This window comes from Sphingobium sp. ZW T5_29, from assembly GCF_044987515.1.
GTDB lineage: Bacteria > Pseudomonadota > Alphaproteobacteria > Sphingomonadales > Sphingomonadaceae > Sphingobium.
Genome location: NZ_JBJDRM010000009.1, coordinates 151,176 through 174,618 on the forward strand (window position 1 = coordinate 151,176; position 23,443 = coordinate 174,618).

23 protein-coding genes are annotated in these 23,443 nt (G+C 60.8%); 11 read left to right on the plus strand and 12 right to left on the minus strand.

From position 1 onward, the window contains the following. Nucleotides 1-26: 26 nt before the first annotated feature. The 4 genes from chrA to ACI3KQ_RS09755 form a co-directional block, all read right to left on the minus strand. On the minus strand, nt 27-1,427 hold the full coding sequence (gene chrA / locus ACI3KQ_RS09740; RefSeq protein WP_404957090.1) for a chromate efflux transporter: 1,401 nt from the start codon (nt 1,425-1,427) through the stop codon (nt 27-29). Beyond that, on the minus strand, nt 1,424-2,380 hold the full coding sequence (locus ACI3KQ_RS09745) for a chromate resistance protein ChrB domain-containing protein (protein WP_404957092.1): 957 nt from the start codon (nt 2,378-2,380) through the stop codon (nt 1,424-1,426). The genes chrA and ACI3KQ_RS09745 overlap by 4 nt, the downstream gene beginning before the upstream one ends. 192 nt (nt 2,381-2,572) lie before the next feature. Continuing rightward, nucleotides 2,573-4,636, minus strand: coding sequence for a hypothetical protein (locus ACI3KQ_RS09750; RefSeq protein ID WP_404957094.1), 2,064 nt, complete (start codon nt 4,634-4,636; stop codon nt 2,573-2,575). 232 nt (nt 4,637-4,868) lie between these two features. Continuing rightward, nucleotides 4,869-5,315 (minus strand): PA2169 family four-helix-bundle protein, encoded by a 447-nt coding sequence (locus ACI3KQ_RS09755; RefSeq protein ID WP_404957096.1) that lies wholly within the window; start codon nt 5,313-5,315, stop codon nt 4,869-4,871. Nucleotides 5,316-5,503: 188 nt separating this feature from the next. Between ACI3KQ_RS09755 and ACI3KQ_RS09760 the strand changes: the two genes are divergently transcribed. The 9 genes from ACI3KQ_RS09760 to ACI3KQ_RS09800 all read left to right on the plus strand — a co-directional run bounded on the left by ACI3KQ_RS09760 (nt 5,504) and on the right by ACI3KQ_RS09800 (nt 14,335). Next, nucleotides 5,504-6,130 carry a response regulator gene (locus ACI3KQ_RS09760; RefSeq protein WP_404957098.1) on the plus strand — a complete coding sequence of 209 codons (627 nt, stop codon included), beginning with the start codon at nt 5,504-5,506 and terminating at the stop codon, nt 6,128-6,130. 133 nt (nt 6,131-6,263) lie between these two features. Further along, nucleotides 6,264-6,872 carry a hypothetical protein gene (locus tag ACI3KQ_RS09765; protein ID WP_404957100.1) on the plus strand — a complete coding sequence of 203 codons (609 nt, stop codon included), beginning with the start codon at nt 6,264-6,266 and terminating at the stop codon, nt 6,870-6,872. A 119-nt stretch (nt 6,873-6,991) separates the two neighbouring features. After that, nucleotides 6,992-7,270 carry a hypothetical protein gene (locus ACI3KQ_RS09770; RefSeq protein WP_404957102.1) on the plus strand — a complete coding sequence of 93 codons (279 nt, stop codon included), beginning with the start codon at nt 6,992-6,994 and terminating at the stop codon, nt 7,268-7,270. Between the two features lie 35 nt (nt 7,271-7,305). Further along, on the plus strand, nt 7,306-8,304 hold the full coding sequence (locus ACI3KQ_RS09775; RefSeq protein ID WP_404957104.1) for a hypothetical protein: 999 nt from the start codon (nt 7,306-7,308) through the stop codon (nt 8,302-8,304). A gap of 148 nt (nt 8,305-8,452) precedes the next feature. After that, the gene (locus tag ACI3KQ_RS09780) at nt 8,453-9,010 is read left to right on the plus strand and encodes a hypothetical protein (protein ID WP_404957105.1); all 558 of its coding nucleotides are present in this window, start codon (nt 8,453-8,455) and stop codon (nt 9,008-9,010) included. A 54-nt stretch (nt 9,011-9,064) separates the two neighbouring features. After that, nucleotides 9,065-9,238, plus strand: a complete 174-nt coding sequence (locus ACI3KQ_RS09785) for a hypothetical protein (RefSeq protein ID WP_404957107.1) — start codon at nt 9,065-9,067, stop codon at nt 9,236-9,238. Between the two features lie 217 nt (nt 9,239-9,455). Then, complete coding sequence (locus tag ACI3KQ_RS09790) at nt 9,456-10,133, plus strand: fimbria/pilus periplasmic chaperone (protein WP_404957109.1); 678 nt, start codon at nt 9,456-9,458, stop codon at nt 10,131-10,133. Between the two features lie 15 nt (nt 10,134-10,148). Then, the gene (locus ACI3KQ_RS09795) at nt 10,149-12,626 is read left to right on the plus strand and encodes a fimbrial biogenesis outer membrane usher protein (RefSeq protein WP_404957110.1); all 2,478 of its coding nucleotides are present in this window, start codon (nt 10,149-10,151) and stop codon (nt 12,624-12,626) included. A gap of 143 nt (nt 12,627-12,769) precedes the next feature. After that, the gene (locus ACI3KQ_RS09800; protein ID WP_404957112.1) at nt 12,770-14,335 is read left to right on the plus strand and encodes an ATP-binding protein; all 1,566 of its coding nucleotides are present in this window, start codon (nt 12,770-12,772) and stop codon (nt 14,333-14,335) included. Nucleotides 14,336-14,367: 32 nt separating this feature from the next. Here the strand turns inward: ACI3KQ_RS09800 and ACI3KQ_RS09805 are convergent, their stop codons facing one another. From ACI3KQ_RS09805 to ACI3KQ_RS09840, 8 genes are all read right to left on the minus strand, one after another. Then, a complete protein-coding gene (locus tag ACI3KQ_RS09805; protein WP_404957114.1) occupies nt 14,368-14,649 on the minus strand; it encodes an Hpt domain-containing protein in 282 nt (93 codons plus the stop codon). Continuing rightward, nucleotides 14,646-15,011, minus strand: coding sequence for a response regulator (locus tag ACI3KQ_RS09810; protein WP_404957116.1), 366 nt, complete (start codon nt 15,009-15,011; stop codon nt 14,646-14,648). The genes ACI3KQ_RS09805 and ACI3KQ_RS09810 overlap by 4 nt, the downstream gene beginning before the upstream one ends. 162 nt (nt 15,012-15,173) lie before the next feature. After that, nucleotides 15,174-15,989: a formate dehydrogenase accessory sulfurtransferase FdhD gene (gene fdhD, locus ACI3KQ_RS09815; protein ID WP_404957129.1), complete on the minus strand. Its 816-nt coding sequence runs from the start codon at nt 15,987-15,989 to the stop codon at nt 15,174-15,176. Between the two features lie 13 nt (nt 15,990-16,002). Then, entirely contained in the window at nt 16,003-16,308 is a 306-nt protein-coding gene (locus ACI3KQ_RS09820; RefSeq protein ID WP_404957118.1) for a formate dehydrogenase subunit delta, read from the minus strand. Nucleotides 16,309-16,317: 9 nt separating this feature from the next. Further along, entirely contained in the window at nt 16,318-19,164 is a 2,847-nt protein-coding gene (gene fdhF, locus ACI3KQ_RS09825) for a formate dehydrogenase subunit alpha (RefSeq protein WP_404957120.1), read from the minus strand. Continuing rightward, complete coding sequence (locus tag ACI3KQ_RS09830; RefSeq protein WP_404957122.1) at nt 19,161-20,738, minus strand: formate dehydrogenase beta subunit; 1,578 nt, start codon at nt 20,736-20,738, stop codon at nt 19,161-19,163. The genes fdhF and ACI3KQ_RS09830 overlap by 4 nt, the downstream gene beginning before the upstream one ends. Then, nucleotides 20,735-21,187 (minus strand): NAD(P)H-dependent oxidoreductase subunit E, encoded by a 453-nt coding sequence (locus tag ACI3KQ_RS09835; RefSeq protein ID WP_404957124.1) that lies wholly within the window; start codon nt 21,185-21,187, stop codon nt 20,735-20,737. Before ACI3KQ_RS09835 ends, ACI3KQ_RS09830 begins: the two co-directional genes overlap by 4 nt. 97 nt (nt 21,188-21,284) lie before the next feature. Continuing rightward, the gene (locus tag ACI3KQ_RS09840) at nt 21,285-22,187 is read right to left on the minus strand and encodes a LysR family transcriptional regulator (protein WP_404957131.1); all 903 of its coding nucleotides are present in this window, start codon (nt 22,185-22,187) and stop codon (nt 21,285-21,287) included. A gap of 248 nt (nt 22,188-22,435) precedes the next feature. On the opposite strand from ACI3KQ_RS09840, the gene ACI3KQ_RS09845 reads away from it, so the two are divergent. Further along, nucleotides 22,436-22,711 (plus strand): hypothetical protein, encoded by a 276-nt coding sequence (locus ACI3KQ_RS09845; protein ID WP_404957126.1) that lies wholly within the window; start codon nt 22,436-22,438, stop codon nt 22,709-22,711. Nucleotides 22,712-22,859: 148 nt separating this feature from the next. Continuing rightward, nucleotides 22,860-23,039, plus strand: coding sequence for a hypothetical protein (locus ACI3KQ_RS09850; RefSeq protein WP_404957128.1), 180 nt, complete (start codon nt 22,860-22,862; stop codon nt 23,037-23,039). Nucleotides 23,040-23,443 lie beyond the last annotated feature (404 nt).

Consider the following 23,443-nt stretch of genomic DNA (forward strand, 5'->3'; position numbering starts at 1 on the left):
GGCAATCGGTCATTGCAGGCTCCAGTTCAGGCCAGAAGGACATAGGCAGCGCCGATCGCTGCGCAGGCACCGAGCACAGGCAACACGCCGATCTTGAAGCGGAACACCGCGATCAGGGCGCCGATCGACAGCAAGGTTGCGGATATGTTGATCGAACCCAGCACGGGCACGTCGAGCGACCCCGTTGGCGTTGCCACGGCGCGAACCTCCCCGAAAAGCGTGTGGATGGCAAACCAGAGGGCAAGATTGAGGACCACGCCGACAACCGCAGCGGTGATGGCGGTCAGCGCCGAAGAAAGCGCCTTGTTCCCGCGCAGCCTTTCAATGAACGGCGCGCCCGCGAAGATCCAGAGGAAGCAGGGGACAAAGGTCACCCAGGTGGTGAGGATTGCGCCCAAGGTAGCCGCTACCAGCGGCGAGAGCGAACCCGCATCACGGAATGCCGCGAGAAAGCCAACGAACTGGGTCACCATGATCAGTGGGCCGGGCGTTGTTTCCGCCATGCCGAGTCCATCAAGCATCTCACCTGGGCGAAGCCAGCCGAAGCTATCCACGGCTTCCTGAGCGACATAGGCGAGCACTGCGTAGGCGCCGCCGAAAGTGACAACCGCCATCTGGCTGAAGAAGCTCGCGATGCGCGAAAATACATCATCGGGTCCAAGCGCCAGGAATAGCCCCAGTACCGGCGCGAGCCATAGCAGGAGCAGCGCCAAGCAGATCCGCAGCGACCAGCCATAATTGGGCTTCGCATGCTCAGGCAAGGTTTCACCGAGCGCCGTATCCCGGTCATGAATGACTTCGCCGACAGCAGCGCCGTGACCGCTCCCACCCCTGAATTGAGGCAAGCCGCTACGACCGCCGAGATACCCGGCTAAACCTGCCGCGAACACGATTACCGGGAACGGCGCGTCAAGAAAGAAGATCCCGACAAAGGCAGCGACTGCTATGCCGCGCATCACATTATTTTTCAGCGCCCGTGACCCGACGCGGGCCACAGCCTGTACCACTATGGCGAGCACGGCAGCCTTTAGGCCGAAGAAAAGTCCCTCGATCAGCGAAACATGGCCGAACAGGACATAGATATAGCTGAGGCCTAATATCGCAAGAAACCCAGGGAGCACGAACAGCGCGCCCGCAATCAGGCCACCCTTGGTCTTGTGCAGCAGCCAGCCGATGTAGATTGCAAGCTGCTGCGCCTCAGGTCCCGGCAGCAGCATGCAATAGTTCAGCGCATGCAGGAACCGTTCCTCACCTATCCAGCGTTTCTCTTCGACGAGGATGCGGTGCATGACGGCGATTTGCCCGGCCGGTCCGCCGAAGCTTAGGGCCGCGATCCGCGCCCATACGCGCGTTGCTTCATTCAGGGGTATACCATGATCACCGGAAGGTGCTTCCGCACGGGCGATGGAAGATGCACTTGCGGTCATCGATCCGTCTTTCTGTTGCTGAAGAAGGAGTGGAATTGGTCGAGCGCGGCGCTCGCCATGGCGATGCGCTGAAGGTCATCATCGGTCGAAGCACACACGCCTGACAGCATGGCGCCTACGCCTGCTGTCTCGGGACGCGCGAATTTGCCATCGGCAATGTCGAGTTCGTGAATTATTTCGCCGATCGCCACTAGTGCAGGATCGTCGCTTAAATTGGCGCGCAGCAATAGGGTCTCGAAGCTGCACCGGTCTTCCTCATGGGTGAACTCGGCATCGACCATGTCAAAGCGCAGCTCGCCAAGCACGGGGTCATAGTGGCGGCTTGCGACGAATTTGAATTCAGCATCAGGGTCGATGAAGCGGCGGATCAACCAGGCGCAGGCGATGCGATCGACATGAACTCCGGCGCGCGTCACCCAGGTCCGGCCGGTTAGATCGGCGGTTTCCGTGTGAGCCAGCGGGTCGCTGCGGCTGACGTCGGGATGCTGGTAACGCTGCCGATCAAGCTCCGCGAGGGCGGCTTCAGCCTCCTGTCGACCGTGTGAGCCGAAAAAGTCGAGCCTGCCTACTTCTTCAAGGCGCTTCTGCAATTTTGCTATATCTGGACCGCTCGCGGGTCCTGTCTCGATAAGGCGCCGTGCAGCTTGCGCGATGTCTTCATAATCAGCGTCGCGGGCGGTATCGAAAAATGTGCGGACATCAGCGTCAGACTGCCCGGCAAGCAGGCGCGCTTCTATGAGGGTAGCTTCGCCGCCGCTTGAGATGATTTCGTTCAGCAGGTCGAGGAATGCCGCTTCAGCCTCAGGCGATCGGGGAAGGACATGGACCGCGTTCTTGAGCGGTACTGCGCCAATTGCTTGCAGCCGCCGCCAGATCTTGACGCGTAAATAAGGTGGTTTTGCAGGTAGCTGGTGCAAAAGGGCAAGCCAAAGGCTGGTCGCGGGCAAACTCATGATGCATATGTATCATCTACTTTTCTTCATGGAAATACCTATAACATGCGTGCCTGCTTCTATCTGCATCTCTCCGCCGCCGCCATGCTGAGTTGTGCCGCAGCTCCCGCCCTCGCAAAATGACGGCTAGTTTCCGGCCGACATCAGGTTCATCCTAGATCTGCAAAGCCAAGAGGCAGGGACGTGGAGCTGTCATGCCTTGAGAAGCCGAGCTCGCGCCGCCCCATGCATGGCTTCCATCCGCATCGGCGTCCCCCCAACCCACAGCTGATCCACGGTTATGCTTTTCCACCCTGAAGGCAGGATCACAGGGCGACGTCCCCAATCCGACGGATCAGCATCCGAAATCTCGATCCCTGGCAAACCGAGCAGCATCGTCATCAGCATCCCGCCGATATTCGCCATAAAGGGGCCTGCAGGCACCTTGGAGTCCGGATGGTCCTCCCGATACTCCAGACATTGGTGAAACCGCCCCTTGTCATAGGCGGCATAGCCTGCCTCAAACAACTTCAGCGCCAGCGCCCGGTCCCCCCGCATCGCTGCCCAAACCGGATAGAAAGCGGGCAACATCGGCGATCCCACATAATCTGGCCAATGTGACAGAAACAGGCCCAGCGTCGCCTCCTCCTGCCGACCGGTCGCCGGATAGTTCATCGGGAACAGGCCAGCGAGCGGCGAAGGCGTCGCTCCCTTGGCCTCGCTGACTCGGAATTCCTCATGCGACGCGATGACGCCGTCGCTTCGGATCGGCAAATGAAGGCTGTCCGCCATATCGCACCAGATGGCGGGCACGTCCTCCCCGATCGACAGACCGATGCGGATAGTCCGTTGCAGCAGGTCATAAGCCGTCATCAGCGTGAAGCTGTCATTGTCGGGCGGATCGAGCACTTCGGCGGGCCCAGTCGCCCGCAACAGTTCAAAGCCACGCGTCGTCTGCGTCAGCCGGGACGCCAGCCAATCCGCCACGCCCGACAATATCGGCCAGCCCTTCTCTCTCAGATAGCGCACATCACGCACCGCCTCGGCATGGAGCGCAAAGGCGCGCGCGACATGCAGCGACACATGGGCCGCATGTGCCGCACCCGATCCGGCACCGGGCGTCGCCTCCTCGCCCGAACGCGGCGCGGCTTCCCAAGGGAAACGCAGTCCATCCTTGTTGTCGAGCATTGCATACATGCGCGCAGCATCGACATGGCGGGCGCGAAAATCGAGCAGGCTGCGCGCGGCCGTGGGCTGGACCAGCAACAGGGGCGGGACGCAGAAGGCGTCGATATCCCACATCACATGGCCAAAATAATAATTGTAATTGGGCCAGCTTGCGAGCCCGAACATCGAAGTCGCAGCGGGCGATGACCTGTGCGCGGAGCTGTTGAGATAGAAGAATCCCGCGTCGATCAGACGTTGATGATCCGAGCTCGCGCCATCAACGACTATCCGGCTCTGCCACAACTGCCGCCAGCTTTCCCGATTGAGGTCTCGCAACTGGTCAAAACCCAGCTCTCTGCCCTTGGCAAGCCGCCGAACGGCCTCGTCCATGGGGCTATGATGGACGAGGGAAGGAACGAGGGCAGCGATCTGCTCCAGCCGCACTGTCCTGCCGCGCTTCAACTCAACCGAATATTCGGCGGTCAGCGATCCCGAACCGTGCTTCTCCCGAAAGCAAGGCTCATCCTTGGCTTCCGGGCATTCGCTATGAAATGCGATGCCGCAGCAACTGAACGTGCCCTCCGGCACCCAAAGCATCGCGCCTTCGCCCGAAGCCGTTTGTTCACCCACCTTCCGCTCATTCGCGCGCCCGCGCGAACCCGCCGTCGCAATCCCCGCCCGGAGCCGGACCGTACATGGACTTTCGGCCATTAATTCCGTGCGTTGCAGAACAAGTGCAGGGTCACTACGGCTGGCGAAGGTCAGTACCTCTACGCGGAGCGCAACCTCCCCCACATGAAATGCAAGCGCGCTGAGCAGTTCCCCTGTGGCAAAATCATATCGCTGTGTCGCATCGCTGATAAACCAGGGCTGTTCGGTCAGCCAAGTCTCCCCGACGCCTATGTCGGCGGCAAGCGGATAGGGGATGGGGACGGCAGCCTCGACCGGCTCCTCGACATGCAGGCCCACCACGCCATTAACGATGGCGGAACCCGGCAACATCGGAACCTCACGTACGCGAAGGCCGACGAGGCCATTAGCGACGTAGGCCGGAAGGTCGTCGCCCCGTACGCCTTCAACCGGATCTGGACTGAGCGGCTCCCATCCCATCGATCATCTCACAGTCGTTTTCACGGGCGGCCATACTGAGCCTCCTGAAATGATTGAGGCGCAACTAGCGGGCGGGCGACCGCGTTCCTCATTTCAGGGCGAGGATGCGAAAAAACAACCGCCCGATAATGTTGAAAATGCCTGCCGTTCTTGCGACAGATGCGGAACAGTACGCAAAACCATCGTTGAAAGGAATGGGATGGGCCGCCTGTTCCCAAGCGGCCCTTCAACCTTATTCCATGCTGTGCTTCAGGGCGCTGGCGCGGTCATGACCGGTCTTTACCGACTGATAGGCGCGTTCCACAACTGATCGGGCCGAGGGGTCGAGGTCGGCGTCTTTTAGCGCGGCCTCGAATTTGCCCTTGATGTAATCCTCACCGCGCTCGACCTCTTGGATGATCGCTTTGTCATCCTTGCCGGTGAAAGCCTGTTTCAGATCCATGAAGGTGCGATGCGCGGCAGCGAGAAGGCTGCTGTCATCCTCTGGATTGCCACCCAGTCGGCGAACCTCTGCCTGAAGCTGGGTCGCCACCTCGCTGCGTTCGCGCGCGAAGTCTGCGAACATCGATGAAAACTGAGTGCTCTCGGCATCCTGCGCTGCGTCCTTGAAGCCCTTCATGCTGTCCAGCGTTGTCTTGATCAGGCTGTTCAAAGTGCTGATCGTACTATCGTTGCTCATGGGGTGCTCCTGTGTTGGGAGCCTGTCTAACGACTGCCGCAACAGAAGGGTCCACCGCGAATTCCTTTCTCTACGGGAAGACGAAATCCACGATCGCGCAATTCACCCTGTGCAACTCCTCCACTGGACCGGGGTTGAATTTCGATGATAAGGCATTGTTATCAGAAAAATAAACGAATGAGGTCGCAATGACGAAGGTGCTTGTGGCAGAGGATGATCCCCTTACGCTTGCCGGGATCAACATCCTGCTCGACAAGACGAATTTTGAGGTGGTCGCCACCGTCAGTAACGGCACCGCAGCGCTGGACGCGCTTTCGACGGTGCGGCCGGATATGCTGATCCTTGACAACAGCATGCCTGAACGGACCGGGCTGGACGTTTTGCGCACGATCCGCAACCGGGGCGACAACAGGCCCGTTGTGCTGCTGACCGGCGGCATCAACGACCAGGCCACAAAAGAGGCGATGCAACTGGGCGTGAATGGCATCGTCATCAAGTCGACTGCGCCCCGCGACCTGCTCATCTGCCTTGAAACTGTCATGCAGGGGCGGCGGTGGCTCGACCAGGAAATCATGCAACGCGCCATGCTTCTGGCGATGTCACCCGATGGGCCGCGCGACCCGTTCGAAATGCTGAGCGGGCGCGAACGAGCGGTCGCTTCCTTGGCGCAACGGGGTTTGCGCAACAGGGAAATCGCCGACGAACTGGGGCTGACCGAAGGGACCGTGAAGGTCCATCTTCACAAGGTTTTCGAAAAGCTGGGCGTGCGCGGCCGGACCGAACTTATCCTGCTCGCCCAGGGACGCGACGCCTGAATATATACCGAACGGAATAGGCCTTTCAGCCGATGGTAAACGCGCTTCTTGCCACCGGTTGAATGGTCCGCGCCCGGCGCGTGGTGCATCTGACCATCAGACCGGCGGTGTTTGACCGCCCCCTGATAGGCGGATGATGAAGCAGCTTGTGGTGTTCGGTATGGCGATGGTGGCGGCGCTTTGCGCTGGCAGCCAGCCTGCGCGCGCCGAGGTCACCGCCTACGCCGTAGGTCAGGGCGCAGTGAACAGCATCACCGTGGGTGTGGAGGTGCGAGCGTCGGTGCAAGGGCGCTGCGGCTTTGCAACCGGAGGTGCTCCGTCGGGCAGCATCGACCAGGCGGATTTCGACCAGAGCGGCTTTTCAAAGGATTTCGCGATCCAGCTCAACTGCAGCGGCGCATCGCGCATCGCTGTGTCATCTGCGAATGGCGGCATGACGAACGCCGCATCGACTGGCCTGGGATACAGCAGCAAGGCGCCCTATCAGGTCGCGTTGCGCATGGTGGCGGACAATGGCACGAGCGCTTCGGCCTCATGCGAAGCATCCGCGCTTGCGGCGGGCGGGGGGTGCAGCTTCGCCGGAACAGCGGGTAACGCAACTGGCCTGCGTCTCGCGGGTGCCTCCACCAAAACGAATGGATCCTATCTCAGGATCAGCGCGCCTGCCTATGCAGGGACCGAGACGCTGGTCGCTGGTCGCTATGTCGATACATTGTCGATCACCGTTAGCGTTAGTCCTTAAAATCTTGCTAAGTATCCAGAATGAGTGATTATTCATCTATGGAAGGCATGTCATGATCCCATATGACGCGGAACTCCTTCCAACCTGGCTTCGGCTTGATCAACCCTTCCAGGCGCGCGGTGGCGGCACTTATCCTGCTCGCCATCGCCCCTTCGTCGGCCAGAGCGCAACAGGGGTCGCGGTTCGACATTCAGGGATATGTCGCGCCACGATGCTGGGTCGCGAAGCCAGCGCCGGTTCAGGCGTTTGGGGCGCAGGGCCAGGCAATCTGCAATCAGGCGCGTCCGGCGCTCCAGTCGCACATTCATATGCTCAACCCGGACCAGGAACTGCGTCCAGTTTCGAACGGGCAGCCGGCGCCCATGGCTTGGGAGATCACCGTATCACCGCAGCTGTGATGCGTTGGCAGAGGGGACTTGCAGTTTCAGGATTGGTGGGCGCGATCGCCCTGACTTCTCCGGCAGCGGCGCAATCACAATTGTCGTCTGTCTGCGGCGTCACCGGCAACGCGACTGCTCCGGCCAGCATCACATATGATCCCTTTTCGCCCGCAGGCCTGTCCGAAGTGACCGTTCCACTGATCCTCCGGCGGAATCGCGGGTTGATCCTGGGCCGTACGAACGAGGTAAGCCTGGTGTTGACGGCACCATCGGGAACGCCGCCGATCGACGTGACATATAAGGGCTATAAGGTGCTTTATTCCGAAGGCGCCACTGCAGGGCGTCCCCGGTCGTTGGATGCAAAGGATAATGGCGCGGGCGCTGCTGGAGAGATACGCTATGATTTCGGCAATCTCCTCGCTTCGGATCTATCGACGCCGCTGAACTTGCGAGTCACGGTGCCGCCAGGTACGGACCTTTCGGCCGGGGAGCCGATAATTCTTGATATGCTTTACATCTGTTCCGGCGAGGGTGGGATGCAGAGCGTCCCGGTGCCGACCCGCGACGTTGGCGCGATCAGGATCAACGTCAACACGGTGAGCGCGCTTCAGGCCTATTACGCCGGGGCCGCGCTTGATTTCGGGGAAATTGGAGACATCACGACCGCTCAGGTTCAGGCCGCACCGGATCGTTATACGACGTCGTCGGCCAATTCATTGAGAGTGCGCAGTTCCGGCCCGTTCGAAGTGCAGGTGCGTTCCCAGAATGATTTTCGGCTGACTTTCCCCGGTGGAAGTCTGGCGAATTCAGCGCAGACCATCCGCTACAGCGCACGTTTTCTTGGTCAGGAAGTTACTTCCAATGCCTCCTTCGGAACGCGCACCTGCGCGCGCGCGGGGATCGGTGGGGAGGCGGGCATGTTACCGCTGCGCGCGATTCTAAAGGAAGGCGGCGCGGGCAAAACGCCAGCGCCTAATTATGCCGATACGATCAGCATCACCTTCACCCCGATCGTGTCAGCCGCCGCCGCGAGCAGTTGCGCCGGGCTTTAGGCCGCTTCCTTATATCGTCCGATATAATATCTTCTTCCTGAAGTTAGGCCTGTTTTTGCTGCCCGCTAAATGGGTTCGGGCGATGACCGGCTGTATCTCCAATCTCACCGGGGCACATGGAACCCGAACCTTTTTCTGGAGATACGAAATGAAGAACCTGCTTGTTTCCGCCCTGCTGATCGGTTCGGCTGTGACAGTGGCTCCTGCCTTCGCGCAGGCCAGCGGATCGGTTGATGTTAGCGGGACCGTTGCGGCGCGCTGCTCGGCCGTCACACCGATCAGCGGCAGCATCACGCTGGGCGAACTGGCCAAAGCCGACGGCACGGTCGACCCGGCATTTGCCGGCAACACCGGCGGACTTAGCCGCAACTTCACCATCAAGTGCAACGGCGCCAACCCCAAAGTATCGGTCGAGGCGAAGCCGCTGGTGAACGCGGCAGCGACCAATTCGCCCAATGGCTACACCAACACCGTTCACTATACGGCTACGGTAGTTGCGACAGGAGCCAAGGGCGGCAGCGCCACGGTGGCCGACCAGTCGCTCAGCTCGGGCGCAACCTCGGCGCAGGTGGGTGATCGCCTCGCGGCGGTTTCGAACAACGTATCGCTGACCGTCGGCAGCGGGATGACCGCGGACTCAGCGGCAATCCTTGATGCGGGCACTTATGCGGGCAAGGTCGAAATCACGGTCGCTCCAGCCGCTTGATCACTTAAATGGGCGGGTCTGAATTACAGGCCCGCCTAAGGATTGGCTTCGGGCATGGAATCGCAAAATCCCATAGCATTGGCGGCGGAACTTCGCGTCCGAGCGATCGATGCCGAACCGGCCGAGCGCGCCGATCTCCTGTTTCTCGCGGCGGAATATGAACGGATGGGGAGTTCGCCGCAGCCTCCGCCGGAGGATGGTGACGTGACCGTTTGCCTGCCGCAATAACGTTTCATCGCAAATTGCTCGTTTCTGGATGAACATCTACACAGTTACGGCTTTTCTGCTTGGCGGAAACTGTTCACAAGTTCATCGTCTTACCACCGATAGCGGTCGATCAATGATAAGCGGGAGGAGCTGGTCCTTGATATTGCAGCATAGATCCTTCGCCACCGCGCTCCTGGCATGTGTGGCGATGTTGGGCCTGTCAACGGCTGCTGAAGCCATGACCGTCCAGCCAGTGGTGATCGATCTGACGACATCGGGCCGTGGTATGAGCCAAGTGATCACGGTCGAAAACAGCTTTGACAAGCCACTGCCGGTGGAGTTGCGCATCGAAACGCTGGACCTTACCCCCGATGGCGTGAAGCCGACCGGCAAGGATAGCGGCGAGCTGGCGGTTTTCCCCCCCCAGGCATTGATTCAGCCGGGTCAGCGACAGAATTTCCGCGTCCAATATGTGGGCGATCCTGCACTGGCGAAGAGCAAGCATTTTTTCGTGACGGTGGCACAGCTTCCGGTGCAGACGGGGGATAGCCGGTCGAACATCCAGTTGCTCTATAATTTCCAGGTGCTCGTGAGCATCGCTGCAAATGGCGCAAAGCCAACGATGACGGTCGCATCATCCGAAATCGGCAAGAATGCTGAAGCCGCCCCGGTGCCGGTCATCACGGTGACGAATGAATCGGCGGCGCACGGCTATCTTTCGCGCGGCCGGGTTCGTGTCGTCCAGTTTGCGCCTGACGGGCGTGAGATATTTCGCAAGCAGCTGAGCGGGCCGGAACTTCAGCAGTCGATCGGCTATGGACTGATTGGCGGTGGTCAAACGCGCCGCATCACGCTGCCCGTCACCCTTCCGCAATCCAATGGCACAATCGAAACCCAACTTACGCCGGACCCCTGAGGCAGCACTTTCACGATGAAGCAGAATGCGATTGCAGGGGCGCTGCTGCTGACCATATGTGTCCTGCCGGTCCCGTCCGTCGCGCAAACGGCCGCTGCTGGACCCGCAGAGGTTGTTATCGATCCGCAGGCGAACAGCATCGGGATCAATCCGACTGGCAAGCCGGTCATACTCACCGCTCCGGTGATGGATGGGCAATCCTATCTTGGCGATGCGACCGTCACCCTGGACACAAACGGACAGGCGCGCTTTTCAGCCGAGCGCCTGCTCGCGCTGCTTCAACCACGCATTGCAGCGCCGCTGTTGATGCGATTGCGCAACCGGCTTTCCGAACAAGGACAGCTCAACCGCACCGCCCTGCAGAGTGTGGGGGTCACGATCCTCTACGATCCGCAAGCTCTTCAACTGGTGCTGGAGATTGCCGCGCCCAGCCGGGCCGCACGAACGGTTGACCTTGGCGGTGACACGCGGGGGGCGGTTAGCTACGCCAGCCCCGCCGACGTCAGCGCCTATCTCAACATCCGCGGATCGCTGGATTGGGTACAACAGGGTCCTGATCAAGGGATTGCCGCGCCCGTCACTTTCCTGGACGGTGCAGTCCGCGCGGGCGGCGTGGTGCTGGAAAGCGAGGCGAACTGGCAGGCCGGGGTAGCCGGTCCCGACTTTCAGCGGCGGGGGACGCGGCTGGTTTATGATGACCGCCATAATCTGGTGCGCTGGGCTGGTGGCGATTTGCAGACATTGGCGCGCGGTTTTCAGTCTGCTCCTGAAATAGCCGGGCTGTCGGTTTCACGCTTCTATTCGCTGCTTGATCCGCAAACGATCATACGTCCGCGCGGCAGCCGCAGCTTTCAACTCGAACGCCGGTCGATTGTCGAAGTGCGGATCAACGATCAACTGGTTCGGCGGCTGGAACTGGAACCCGGCACGTTCGACCTGCGAGATTTCCCGTTCACCCAAGGCGCGAACGATGTGCAACTTACGATCATCGACGATGCCGGACGCCGGGAAACGGTGGATTTCAATATCTTCCTGGATCAGGCGCAACTTGCCAAAGGACTGAGCGAATTTGGCCTTTATGCCGGGGTTCTCTCACCGCTGGGAAGGCGTGGGCCAATCTACAGCGACGACTTGGCCTTCAGCGGCTTTTACCGACGCGGGGTCAGTGACCGTCTGACGCTGGGGGCCAATGCGCAGGCCGACGGGCAAGGCTGGATGGGTGGTCTGGAGTCGGTCGTGGCGACATCGATCGGCACCTTCGGTGGCTTTGCTTCCGCCTCTCACGTGGACGGGGTTGGATCGGGCTGGGCATCGGTCGTGACGTTTCAGCGCACCATCAGCCGGAGCAGCGACCGTGCCGACGCGCTGTCGCTTTCCTTCGAAGCGCGCAGCCGTAATTTCGCGCCCATCGGGACGCCTTCCCCGTTCAATCCCTACAGCTACATTGCCGGTGCAAGCTATAACAGCGCGATCAGCGACGCTGTCTATGGAGGGTTGGACGCGCGCTATTCCCGTGGCCGAAACGGGGAGCCGAACGTGGGCAGCATTCGCGCGACGGGGGGCTGGCGGATCACGCCTGACCTCAGCTTCACCGCCGACCTCAGCTATGAACGGGCGGGACGCGCCAACCGGATCGGCGCCTTTCTCTCGCTGACCTACCGGCTCGACCGATCATCCAGCCTGCGGTCGGATTATGACAGCCGGAACGATCGGACGCGGCTGACCTATCAGAGCTATCATGGGTCAGGCACGGGCGCTTATAATCTGAGCGCAGATATCGAGCGGAGCGACATCGGCGCCGGCGCAACGGTCAACAGCGTCTACTACGCCAATCGCGCCGAGCTGGGATTCAGTCATTTTGGGACATTTGAGCGCGATCTGGGCGGATCGACCGGGCAGCGCACATCCCTGCGCTTTGGCACCGCGTTGGCGATGGCGGATGGTTCCTTGTCGATCGGGCGACCCATTCAGGACGCGTTTGCGATTGTGCGCGCCCACCCCACGCTGCGCGGGACCGATATCATCGTGGATGAAAACGGCGATAGCTCGACCGCAAATACGGGAAAACTGGGGACAGCCGTGCAACCCAGCCTCAGCAGCTACAGCGAACGCAACGTCCTGCTGACGGCGCCCGATACCCCTCTTGGCGTCAATCTGGGCGAAGGCTCGGTCCGGTTACTGCCGCCCTATCGCGGCGGATACCGCCTGACGGTCGGTTCCGATTATATGGTGAGCGTCGTCGGACGGCTGCTTGGATCGGGCGGAGAGCCGATCGCCCTGATCGCGGGCCGTGCGGTGGAAGTGGCGGACCCCGATCGCGAGGCGATAGCGCTCTTCACCAATGCCGCCGGCCGTTTCGGCGCGACGGGACTGGCGCCGGGGCAATGGAAAATCATTATGAGCGATGACGACCAGACCAGCTTTGACCTGGTCATTCCAAAGGGCGCTACAGCAACCATCGCGGTGGGCGACCTGAGGCCGGTTTCGCAATAGAGCGGCATTGCGTCATCATTGGGCGCAATTTTCGAAGAAGATGTTATTTTTGATCTTGTTAGCTGCCATATGTCACCCCACAGGGTGGTTGAGAGCATGGGGAGAAGCACATGTCTGCGCACTCATCTTATAAGCCAGCTCCCTTGCCCTTTGATGAGGCGCTCCGGCTGGAAGCGCTTGAGCATTACAAGCTTGCCGGCGTGGGTAGAGAGCCGCCATTTGACCGCATCACCCAATTGGCCGCGGACCTGTTTTCCGTACCGATCGCGCTGATCTCGATCATCGGCGCCGACATGCAATGCTTCCGCGGTGCTTGCGGACTCGACATCATGGGCACGTCACGTGACGTCGCCTTCTGTTCCTTCGCGATCCTGAAAGATGAGATCATGGTAGTGCCGGATGCTACCAAGGATCCGCGTTTCCATAACAATCCGCTGGTCACGGGGGACACCCATATCCGCTTTTACGCGGGAGTGCCGCTGCGCGTGGGCAATGGGCAGGCGGTCGGGACATTATGCCTGATCGACCGCGAACCGCGAGAATTGGACGAGGACGGCCGTCGGCAGCTGGCCGAACTGGCTCGGACCACTGTCGACCTGATCGAACTGCGCGTCGAACGCTTTGCCGCGAAGGAGGAGCGTCGCAAGCTGGCGCTGCAACACGAACTGCTGAAGTTGACCGTGGAAAATGTGACTGAAGGCGTTGCCCTGGTCGATGAGCAGTTGCGCCTGATCCTGTGGAACCAGTCGTTCGCCGAACTTTTCGACTATTCGGAAGATCTTCTGACAGAAGGCGGCGATGCGGCCGCGCTCATGAGGTTGACGGCAGAACGCGGGGAGCTGGGGCCGGGGGATCCGGCAATGATTGTCAAAGCGTTCGTTCAGTCCATACAATCAACGGACAGCGGCACATTGGAATTGCAGCGTTGCAACGGCACCGTGCTGGATGTCTGGCGCAAATCCATTTCAGGCAATCGCTTCATCATGACGGCACGTGACGTCACGGCCCAGCGGGAAATGGTGCGGCTGAAGGATGAACTGGTTTCCACGGTAAGCCATGAACTGCGCACACCGCTCACCGCAATTGCAGGCGCGCTGGGACTGATGGCGTCGGGTGCGGCGGGCGATCTGCCCGCCAAGGCATCTCAATTGGTGGCGATCGGACGCCGCAATGCGGATCGGCTGATCGGACTGGTCAATGACCTGCTTGAAATGGACAAGTTGCAGTCCAACAAGTTGGCGCTTCAATGTGAGGAAACGGATCTTCGCGACCTCGTCACGGACGCTGTCGAACAAAACCAGCCTTATGCTGATCGCTTCAGCGTGACCTTGTCATCGGACCTGATGGACCAGCCGCTGCTTGCTTGCGTAGATTCAAAACGGATCATGCAGGTCTTCACCAATCTGATCTCGAACGCCTGCAAATTCTCTCCGCCCGATACAGAGGTCCGCGTGACCCTGGCGCGGGAGGAGGATCGGGCACGTATCAGCATCTCCGACCAGGGGCCGGGCATATCCGCCGAATTTCTGCCGCGGCTGTTCAAACGCTTTTCGCAGGAGGACGGATCACATCAACAAGGGCATTCCGGGGCGGGACTCGGCCTGGCCATCTGCAAAGGCATTGTAGATGCTCATGGTGGCTCGATAGAGTTGGACAGGAGCGTAGAGGTCGGAGCGACCTTTCACATCTGGCTTCCCGCGATCGACTGAGCGTGGCCTTGCGGCGGGGCCGCGAAGCCGCGTCATTTTCCGTTGGCGGTTTGGTCCAGTAGCTGGATCAGTTGTTCGGCGAGCGACAGGTAATCCGTCGCGGCGGCATCGATGGCTTCCTCCAATGCCTGAGCGGCCTCACCCAGATGGGTAAAGCCGAACATGCCGGCACGCCCCGACAAGCTATGGCTTAGCTGTCGCAAGGCTGGTCGATCTTTGCCGATAGCTGCAGCACGCAGCTGCGTCGCCTGCGTGGCGGCCTGATCTATGAAACATTGCCGCAACGCCGCGAGGCGATCGTCAAGGTCGTTCAATGCAAGAACTCCCGAACCTGCTCCGCAAGTCGCATGGGATCGAACGGCTTTCCGAGCACAGCCTTCGCGCCCAGTTCCTGAAGGGCCGCAACATCGGAATCCCGCTTGCGCGCCGTAATGAACACGACCGGAATAGAGGCGGTTTTCGGGTTTTCACGCAGTTTCGCGAGTACGCCCTTCCCGTCCAGTCCTGGCATCATCACGTCCAGAAGGATAAGGTCAGGATGCCAATGTTCGACCTCGGCAAGGGCATCGGTGCCAGACGGACAAACGCGCACCTCAAATTCAGGATCGAGTTCTAGCGACATCTGGGCGATTTCACGAAGATCGGCTTCATCATCGACATATAGGATACGAGGCATCCAACCTCCTTTGCTCCGAATGATATGTAAGCTGGGTATATAGTCGATAAATCTCAACAGCACGACCTATGCTAATAGTCGCAAACTGCCGCTTCGCGTATTCGGTTGTGGCGATGCAAATCATTTACTCGAATAAAAAGGACGGTCGCTGATCTTTGCAAATCATCGAGGGTCGCTCTTCAAATCACGAGCGAGCATCGCATCCCGTCGCGCCAGCACGATCAATGGCAGTCCTGCTCCTTCGGCCCGCTCGACCGCGAGGCGTGTCGGTGCTGAGATCGTCACCAGCAGAGGGCAGTTCGACAGTACGGCCTTTTCCACCAGTTCATAGGAGCAGCGCGACGAAAGTAGCGCAAACCCCCCGTCCCAGTCCGCATCCGTGCGGCGCATCGCCCCAACCAGCTTGTCGAACGCATTATGTCTGCCGACATCTTCGCGCACGAGCTGAATCTCTCCATCGGCTCTGACCCATGCTGCGGCATGGGCAGCGGCTGTCGCTGCGTTGAGCGGCTGATAATCCGCAAGCCTATCCAGCGCGTTAAAGATGGCGGTTCGATTGGCCGCCGACCGCGCCGTTACCGGGGGCAGTGGCCGGATCGCCTGTTCCAACGTCTCTATGCCGCAAATGCCACAGGAGGAATCAGACGTGCGATGGCGAACGCGCTCCAGCAAGGCTGCAGTGCGTGTCTGAGGCAATGTCGCCCGCGCGACTATTCCCTGAGCTGTTCTGTGGGCATCAACGTCGAACGGCGCGTCCTCAGGGCCGATAAGACGCTCGGCAAGGGCAAAGCCAAGCACCAGGTCGGCAATATCGGTCGGCGTAGCCATGAGCACGGCATAGCCGATACCGTTGAACTCGATGGCGATCGGCACCTCTTCTGCAAGCGCGCGATCGACCGTGCTAGATCTGCTATCGGGTGTCAGGCGCTCAAACGAGAGTTGAGCGAGCGCGCGTGTTTCGTCAGTGACGAGATCCATTGTCACAGGGTGCTTAGCCAGCATCGCAATGACCCACCTCATCGACTGAATTGAACTGCGCCGCGTCGGGCTGCACCGCTTTTCCTGATTGGGCCAGGTGGGCAATGGCGGCTGCGACGGTGGGCGACAACCGATGGGGCTCATCGCGTGCGATGGCGAGGATATGTTCCTTCATCCGCGGGTCCCAAAAGCTGGTGAGATGTTCCGCCACTGCCCTAGCGGCACGGTCCTCACCCATGCTCACCATGTTGCGGGCGATCTGCTCCGCCATATAGACGAGCCGGTCGGAGGTAGACATGATATTGGGTTCGTCGCTCACGCCGCCATCCTATTCCGCCGTTTCCACCGAGACGATACGCCGACTGATGCGGGCCTGCCGCGCATAATCCTGCTGCCAGTCGCTCGGACCGTTGGAAAGGCTCACCTGCACCGCTGTCACCTTATATTCCGGGCAATTGGTGGCCCAGTCCGAATAATCGGTGGTGATGACATTTGCCTGCGTTTCGGGATGGTGGAAGGTCGTATAGACCACGCCCGGCGCGACCCTCTCAGTGATGAGCGCGCGCAGCGTCGTCTCCCCTGCCCGGCTGCGCAGCGTCACCCAGTCGCCGTCCTTAAGGCCCCGGTTTTCCGCGTCACTGGGATGGATTTCCAGCCTGTCTTCGGGATGCCACGCCGTATTGCTGGTCCGCCGCGTCTGGGCGCCGACATTATAGTGGCTGAGGATGCGCCCTGTCGTCAGCAGCAGTGGGAATCGTGGGCCGGTCTTCTCGTCCGTCGGCACATAATCAGTGACCACGAACTTGCCCTTGCCGCGCACGAAGCCGTCGATATGCATTGTCGGGGTGCCGTCCGGCGCGGCGTCATTGGCCGGCCATTGCAGCGAGCCTTCCGCTTCCAGCCGGTCATAATGGACACCCGCGAAGGTCGGGGTGAGCGCCGCGATCTCATCCATGATCTGCGATGGGTGATCGTAGGTCCAGTTCAGCCCCATGGCATTGGCGACCAATTGCACAATCTCCCAATCGGCATAGCCGTTCAGCGGCGCCATCACCTTGCGCACCATCTGGATACGCCGCTCGGCATTGGTGAAGGTGCCGTCCTTTTCCAGGAAGGTCGAGCCTGGAAGGAAGACATGCGCGTAATTGGCAGTCTCGTTGAGGAACAGGTCCTGCACGACCACGCACTCCATCGCCGCAAGCCCCGCCGCGACATGATGGGTGTTCGGGTCTGATTGGAGGATGTCTTCGCCCTGAATGAAGATGCCCTTGAAGATGCCGTCCGTCGCAGCGTCCAGCATATTAGGGATGCGCAGCCCCGGCTCCTTGTCCAGCGCCACGCCCCATCTCTGCTCGAACAGCTTGCGCGTGGCATCGTCGGACACATGGCGATAGCCGGAAAATTCATGGGGGAAGCTGCCCATGTCGCAGGCGCCCTGGACATTATTCTGGCCCCGGAGCGGGTTCACGCCAACGCCCTCGCGTCCGACATTGCCCGTCGCCATGGCAAGGTTGGCGATCGCCATCACGGTCGAGCTGCCCTGGCTGTGTTCTGTGACGCCCAAGCCATAGTAGATGGCGGCATTGCCGCCCGTCGCGTAGAGCCGCGCAGCCGCGCGCACCTCCTGCGCGGACACGCCAGTCAGCGGCTCGATCGCTTCAGGCGAGCGGCCCGGCTCGGACACGAAGTCCGCCCAGTCCTGAAACTCCGCCCAGTCGCAGCGCGCGCGGATGAAGGGTTCGTCGTAGAGCTTCTCGGTCACCACGACATGGGCGAGCGCCGTCAGCATCGCCACATTGGTGCCGGGACGCAACGGCAGATGATGTTCCGCCTCGACATGGGGCGATTTGACAAGGTCGGTACGGCGCGGGTCGATGACGATCAGTTTCGCGCCCTGCCGCAGCCGCTTCTTCATGCGGCTTGCGAACACGGGATGCCCATCGGTGGGATTGGCGCCGATGACCAGGATCACATCGGCCTTCATCACGCTGTCGAAATCCTGCGTTCCCGCCGAGGTGCCGAAGGTCTGGCTGAGGCCATAGCCGGTCGGCGAGTGGCAGACGCGCGCGCACGTATCCACATTATTGTTGCCGAAGCCTTGGCGGATCAGTTTTTGCACCAGGAACGTCTCTTCATTGGTGCAGCGGCTGGACGTGATGCCACCGATGCTGAGCCTGCCATATTTTGCCTGGATACGGCGGAATTCACTGGCGGTATGCGTGATTGCCTCTTCCCACGATACCTCGCGCCAGGGATCGTCCACCGACGCGCGGATCATGGGGCTGAGGATACGGTCTTGATGCTGGGCATAGCCCCAGGCAAAGCGGCCTTTGACGCAGCTATGGCCGCGATTGGCCTTGCCGTCTTTCCACGGCACCATGCGCACCAGTTCGTCGCCCCGCATTTCCGCACGGAAGGTGCAGCCGACGCCGCAATAGGCGCAGGTGGTAACGACCGCGCGATCAGGCGTGCCGGCCTCAACGACCTTTTTTTCAATGAGAGAGGCGGTGGGGCATGCCTGCACACAGGCGCCGCAGGATACGCATTCGGAGCCAAGGAAATCTTCGCCCTGCGAAGGGGACACCTTGGACTCAAAGCCCATATTCTCGATGGTGAGGGCGAAGGTGCCCTGCACTTCCTCGCAGGCGCGCACGCAGCGGGAGCAGACAATGCATTTGCTGGGATCGAAGTCGAAATAGGGGTTTGACCGATCCTTGGGCTGACCCATGTTGGTCGCGCCGTCATAACCATAGCGCACATCGCGCAGGCCCACTGCGCCTGCCTGATCCTGCAATTCGCAATCGCCATTGGCGGCGCAGGTCAGGCAGTCGAGCGGATGATCGGAGATATAAAGCTCCATCACGCCCCGGCGCAGCTGCTTGAGGCGGTCGGTCTGGGTGCGTACGACCATGCCATCGGCGACCGGGGTGGTGCATGAAGCAGGATAGCCCGCGCGTCCTTCGACCTCGACCAGGCAGAGGCGGCATGAGCCGAAGCTTTCGACGCTGTCGGTGGCGCAAAGCCTGGGAATAGAGCAACCCTTCAGCGAGGCGGCACGCATGATGCTGGTGCCTTCGGGCATGCTGACGCTTTGCCCGTCGATCATAAGCGTCACGGACTTGCCGGTTACGATGGCAGGCGGGGTGCCGTGATCGGCTTCGCGGGTGAAGGTCATTCCGCAGCCTCCTTTGCCGGTGCAGGCGCACCGAAATCCTCAGGGAAATAATCAAGGGCGCTGAGGACAGGGTAAGGCGTAAAGCCCCCCAGCGCACAGAGCGAACCATATTTCATCGTGTCGGCAAGGTCACGCAGCAGGTCAATCTCCTGATCCGCCTTGCGCTGCATTGAAGCAGGAGACCGGGAATAGAGCGCCTTCGCCAGGCCATCCGGTATCGCCGGAGCAGCCTGCGCCACCCCCTGCTCTCTTCGTGCGATGATCCGATCCATGATCTCTACCCCACGCGTCGATCCGATGCGGCAGGGCGTGCATTTGCCACAGCTCTCGACCGCGCAGAACTCCATGGCGAAGCGCGCCATATGAGCCATGTCGACGCTGTCGTCGAAAACCGTGATGCCCGCATGACCGATCAGCCCGCCCGCAGCTGCGAAGGCTTCATAATCGAAGGGCAGGTGAAACATGCTGGGTGGGAAATAGGCGCCGAGCGGCCCGCCAACCTGGACCGCGCGCACCGGTCGCCCGCTTGCCGTGCCACCGCCTATGTCGTTCACGAGTTCGCCAAGCGTGATGCCAAAGCCGATCTCGTAAAGGCCGCCATGCTTCACATTGCCGGCCAGCTGCACCGGCATGGTGCCGCGTGACCGGCCAAAGCCGACTGCGGCATAAGCCTCCGCCCCTTCCGCAAGGATGAAAGGCACGGCAGCCAAGGACAGGACATTGTTGATCACGGTCGGCTGGCCAAATAATCCATGCAGCGCGGGGAGCGGCGGCTTCGCGCGCACCTGTCCGCGCTTACCTTCGATGCTATCAAGCAGCGCCGTCTCCTCGCCGCAGACATAAGCACCCGCACCCTCGCGCACCTCCAGGGTGAAGGGCGATATCAAATGGGCGCAGGCATCGATCGCTGATCGCATCGTTCTAAGGGCGAAAGGATATTCAGAGCGGATGTAGATATAGCCGTGCGCGGCCCCCACCGCATGGGCGGCGATCGCCATGCCTTCGATCAGGCAATAAGGGTCGCCTTCCATCAGCATCCGGTCGGCAAAGGTGCCGCTGTCACCCTCATCCGCGTTGCAGACAATGAACTTGGTCGCGGACGGTGCATCCAGGACTGTCTGCCATTTGATGCCTGTTGGAAAACCTGCGCCGCCTCGACCGCGCAAACCCGAAGCCTTGACGGCGTCAACGACCGGTTGAGGCGCCTGCGCACGCGCCGCATCCAGCCCTTTCCATCCCCCCTGCGCCGCATAATCGGACAGGCTCAGCGGATCGATGACCCCGCAACGGGCGAACGTGAAACGCTGTTGCGTCGCAAAGAAAGGCAGCGCCTCCACCCTGCCCAGCCAGTTGGCATGGCTGCCGCCCAGCAAGGACGCAACGTCGTCGGGTCCCACGGGTCCGAAACCGATCCGGCCCGCCTCCGTCTCCACCTCGACCAGCGGTTCGATGCTGAACAGCCCGCGCGATCCGGTGCGCACTACCTCGCACCCTGCCTCAGCGAATGCGCGCGCCACCTCGTCAGCGCCAAGCGCAACCGACGCCATGTCACGGCTTATGTAGACGCGGTTCATGCTGCCACTTCCGCCGCGATCCGCTCCAGCGCGGCGTCGTCGACCCGTGCGACCGGTCGTCCATCGACCAGCGCGTTGGGGCCGATGGCGCACAGGCCCAGGCAATAGACCGGTTCCAGGCTGACTTGTCCATCAGCGCGCGTCGTACCCATCGCCACGCCCAACAGCTGCGACGCCCGTCGTTCCACCGCAGCTCCGCCGCGCGCCTGACAGCTTTCAGCCCGGCACAGCTTCACCACATGGCGTCCTGGCGCGGACCGGCGAAAGTCATGATAAAAGGTGATGACCCCATGCACATCCGCGCGGCTGAGGTTTAACGCCTTTGCGATTGCTGGGACCCGGATATCATCGATATGGCCCGCTTCCTCCTGAAGGGCGTGCAGCAAGGGCAATAGTTTGTCGCGCGATGTGCCATGGCGCATCACCCAGCCATTGATGAATTCGTCCATTCTACTCTGCCCCTGCGGCCTGTTCGTTCTCGCCATGGTGCGAAGTTAAAGAGGCTGGGTCAAATCGATCAGATCTATGAGTGATAGGATAAGCCTATTATGCACGCGGGAATTCCGAAGGCAATCGAAGCTCCCTGGCCACAGCCAATACAGCCTGCGCCAGCCGACCGAGCGGCGCGCAATCAGCAACGATGACGCCCACCCTGCTCCCTTCCGCCATATCGGGCAGCGGGTAAGTTTTGGCCCACTCCAGACCTTTCAACAGAGCCGCGTGACTATCCGGGATGATGGAGCAAAGGCGGCCATGCTGCACAAGGCCAAGTAGCGCGATATAGCTGTCAGCGGTAACGCGAGGCTGAAGCGCAAGTCCGCGTTCCGCTAGCCGCGAATCCAGGATACGGCGGTTCTGCATGCCTTGGTGCAGCAGACAAAGGGGGAGTTGCGCAATATCCGCCCATTGAAGCGGTTCCGGAACCGGGACGCCTCCAACCGCACCGACAAGCATAGTGCGTTCCGAATAAAGTGACACGGAAAGCGCATGCGCCGGAGGCTCAAAGTCGAGATAAGTGATGCCTGCATCCAGTTCGAACGCTGCCAGGTCGCGCTCGATTTGTCGGGAGGTCAGCGCGCGCACGTAAATGTTAAGCCCTGGATGGCGCCTGAGCATCACTTCGGCCAAGCTGCCGATCACAGGCATGGCCGCAGGGATGCAGCCCAGCCGCAGCTCCCCTTTCAGCGGACCGCGCGCGGTCTCCGCAGCCTGCTCCATAGCCTCGGCAGTAGCCACAAGTTGCCGCGCCCAGGGAAGGATCGCCTCGCCTTCCCGGGTCAGGCCGGCAAATTTTCGGTTCCGGCGGATCAGCCTCTTGCCAAGCTGTTCTTCAAGCGAAGCAATACCAGCTGACAAACTGGGTTGTGAGACGTTGCATGATGCCGCTGCACGCGCGAAATGACCCTCGCGCTCGAGAGCCAGAAAATATTCAACGAGCCGTGTCTGCATTTTGAAAGGTATAGACCAGTGCAACCGGCTATCATAGCGCGTGTCTATGATAATGTGATCGCTCATCCCTCGGGACTGTAGCCCCTTCATGTCCCTCTGGCGCTGATGAAGTATCGTGATCCACTCGTTGGGGGACGTAAGAATGTATCGGGGCTTTTCAGGATCGGTGGGCATCTGCAGCGCTATCCGAGGGGGGTGATCCGCTGAAGGGCTTGGCAAAGATCATCGACTTCGAGGTGTTTCGGTAGGTGCTGGCCGCGGAGTGGGGCTATTTCGATGGGTCGAAGGGTGGCCGTCCGCCCCATGACCCGGCGGTCATGATCATGGTGATGATCCTGCCGCCCAGAACAACGTCAGCGACGAGCGAATGGAATTGCCGAGCTAGCTGCATTTTTCTGGGCTTGGGTCCTGGCGACCGCACACCGGACGAACAGGATCCGCTGTTCCGTGGACAACTCACCCGCGCCCTTGCGATCGAGAAGCTGTTCGAGGAATTCGACGGGCCGTTCAAGGGCAGCGGCTAGTTGGCGATGGGCGGGCAGATTGTCGATGCCAGTCTGATGGCTCCGCCCCGCCAGCCCACATGTCGGCAGAGGTGGCGCAGACGGACAGCGCGTTGGACAGTGAAGATGGGGCGGCCATGCGATCCCGGGGGCTGGACTTGCCATCGCGGTGTTCGGCTCCAAGACGGACGTTGCGATCGCTCAAGCCTTCGGCCTCGTCCGGAGTTGGAAAGTCACCAGTGCCGCGCGCTACGACCGCGCGGTGCTGCGCGAGCCCGTCACCGCCAGCAACATATCGATCAGTGTTTGGGCAGACACCGCCTATCGCTCGAAGGCCAACGCAGAGTGAACCGCGCTCGCGGATTGGGCAGCCGGATTCACCGCAAGACGCCGCCACGTCGCCGATTCTTGACCATATGCGGCGCGGGACGCGACGAAATCCTGCGCTCGGCGGTCGAGCATGACATGGCTGAGGCATCTGCGGCATTGGACTGCGTCATGGGGCGGTAGCGGTAGCGGTATCGGTTGAGTTCGGCGTTTGGGTTGCGGGGTGCGACCCCCGATTTGAACCTACGACCTGTAAGTCATTGATTTTGTTGAGATCGAGAATTTTGGGCAAAGAAATACCGTAAGCGCAAAAACCTCCCCACATTTTCGTAAGCGCTGATTTGTCTATGTTTCGCCCCTCGTCTGAGGGGTATCGTAGTGGCCGATGATGTAAGAACATTCGAAACAGGTTTCGAAAGGCAGGAG

Excerpts from the sequence above, each read along its gene's own strand:
- chrA (WP_404957090.1), bottom strand. The coding sequence starts at position 1,427 with ATGACCGCAAGTGCATCTTCCATCGCCCGTGCGGAAGCACCTTCCGGT.
- ACI3KQ_RS09745 (WP_404957092.1), bottom strand. The coding sequence starts at position 2,380 with ATGAGTTTGCCCGCGACCAGCCTTTGGCTTGCCCTTTTGCACCAGCTA.
- ACI3KQ_RS09750 (WP_404957094.1), bottom strand. The coding sequence starts at position 4,636 with ATGGGATGGGAGCCGCTCAGTCCAGATCCGGTTGAAGGCGTACGGGGC.
- ACI3KQ_RS09755 (WP_404957096.1), bottom strand. The coding sequence starts at position 5,315 with ATGAGCAACGATAGTACGATCAGCACTTTGAACAGCCTGATCAAGACA.
- ACI3KQ_RS09760 (WP_404957098.1), top strand. The coding sequence starts at position 5,504 with ATGACGAAGGTGCTTGTGGCAGAGGATGATCCCCTTACGCTTGCCGGG.
- ACI3KQ_RS09765 (WP_404957100.1), top strand. The coding sequence starts at position 6,264 with ATGATGAAGCAGCTTGTGGTGTTCGGTATGGCGATGGTGGCGGCGCTT.
- ACI3KQ_RS09780 (WP_404957105.1), top strand. The coding sequence starts at position 8,453 with ATGAAGAACCTGCTTGTTTCCGCCCTGCTGATCGGTTCGGCTGTGACA.
- ACI3KQ_RS09785 (WP_404957107.1), top strand. The coding sequence starts at position 9,065 with ATGGAATCGCAAAATCCCATAGCATTGGCGGCGGAACTTCGCGTCCGA.
- ACI3KQ_RS09790 (WP_404957109.1), top strand. The coding sequence starts at position 9,456 with ATGACCGTCCAGCCAGTGGTGATCGATCTGACGACATCGGGCCGTGGT.
- ACI3KQ_RS09795 (WP_404957110.1), top strand. The coding sequence starts at position 10,149 with ATGAAGCAGAATGCGATTGCAGGGGCGCTGCTGCTGACCATATGTGTC.
- ACI3KQ_RS09810 (WP_404957116.1), bottom strand. The coding sequence starts at position 15,011 with ATGCCTCGTATCCTATATGTCGATGATGAAGCCGATCTTCGTGAAATC.
- fdhD (WP_404957129.1), bottom strand. The coding sequence starts at position 15,989 with ATGGATCTCGTCACTGACGAAACACGCGCGCTCGCTCAACTCTCGTTT.
- fdhF (WP_404957120.1), bottom strand. The coding sequence starts at position 19,164 with ATGACCTTCACCCGCGAAGCCGATCACGGCACCCCGCCTGCCATCGTA.
- ACI3KQ_RS09830 (WP_404957122.1), bottom strand. The coding sequence starts at position 20,738 with ATGAACCGCGTCTACATAAGCCGTGACATGGCGTCGGTTGCGCTTGGC.
- ACI3KQ_RS09835 (WP_404957124.1), bottom strand. The coding sequence starts at position 21,187 with ATGGACGAATTCATCAATGGCTGGGTGATGCGCCATGGCACATCGCGC.
- ACI3KQ_RS09840 (WP_404957131.1), bottom strand. The coding sequence starts at position 22,187 with ATGCAGACACGGCTCGTTGAATATTTTCTGGCTCTCGAGCGCGAGGGT.